The 826-nt window shown below is 50.0% G+C and carries 6 tRNA genes and 1 rRNA gene; all 7 read right to left on the reverse strand.

Annotated elements, in window-relative coordinates:
* A 16S ribosomal RNA gene (locus AC0TWI_RS00005) occupies window positions 1–65 on the reverse strand; the annotation flags it as partial.
* 147 nt (window positions 66–212) lie between these two features.
* Window positions 213–288, reverse strand: a tRNA-Ala gene (locus tag AC0TWI_RS00010).
* Window positions 289–298: 10 nt separating this feature from the next.
* Window positions 299–375 (reverse strand) — tRNA-Pro (locus AC0TWI_RS00015).
* A gap of 4 nt (window positions 376–379) precedes the next feature.
* A tRNA-Arg gene (locus AC0TWI_RS00020) sits at window positions 380–456 on the reverse strand.
* A 17-nt stretch (window positions 457–473) separates the two neighbouring features.
* Window positions 474–559 (reverse strand) — tRNA-Leu (locus AC0TWI_RS00025).
* Window positions 560–567: 8 nt separating this feature from the next.
* Window positions 568–642 (reverse strand) — tRNA-Gly (locus AC0TWI_RS00030).
* A gap of 43 nt (window positions 643–685) precedes the next feature.
* Window positions 686–767, reverse strand: a tRNA-Leu gene (locus tag AC0TWI_RS00035).
* Window positions 768–826 lie beyond the last annotated feature (59 nt).

Consider the following 826-nt stretch of genomic DNA (forward strand, 5'->3'; position numbering starts at 1 on the left):
TCGACTTGCATGTATTAGGCACGCCGCCAGCGTTCGTCCTGAGCCAGGATCAAACTCTCATTAAAGTTTGTTAGCTCATTTGCTGGTCTTGCTTAAAAAGTAAATCATTGACGTTTGTTTCGTTCAGTTTTCAAGGAACAAATTCTCTGTCGCTCTCTCAGAGGCGACTTTACTATCTTACAATAACATTTAGTCATTGTCAACAGTTTTTTTGGTGGAGCCTAGCGGGATCGAACCGCTGACCTCCTGCGTGCAAAGCAGGCGCTCTCCCAGCTGAGCTAAGGCCCCATATTAAAAGTGGTCGGGAAGACAGGATTCGAACCTGCGACCCCTTGGTCCCAAACCAAGTGCTCTACCAAGCTGAGCTACTTCCCGTAAATGGCGCGCCCGAGAGGAGTCGAACCCCTAACCTCTTGATCCGTAGTCAAACGCTCTATCCAATTGAGCTACGGGCGCAAAATAATATAAGCAAATGCCGAGGACCGGAATCGAACCGGTACGGTAGTCACCTACCGCAGGATTTTAAGTCCTGTGCGTCTGCCAGTTCCGCCACCCCGGCAGAATTTATGGAGCGGAAGACGGGATTCGAACCCGCGACCCCCACCTTGGCAAGGTGATGTTCTACCACTGAACTACTTCCGCATATGAACAATGCTGAGGTTGACTATATAAAAATCAGGAAAAATGCGGGTGAAGGGAGTCGAACCCCCACGCCTTGCGGCACTAGATCCTAAGTCTAGCGTGTCTGCCAGTTCCACCACACCCGCATAAAAATGGTGAGCCATGCAGGATTCGAACCTGCGACCCTCTGATTAAAAGTCAGATG

Source organism: Lederbergia sp. B243.17, from assembly GCF_057657925.1.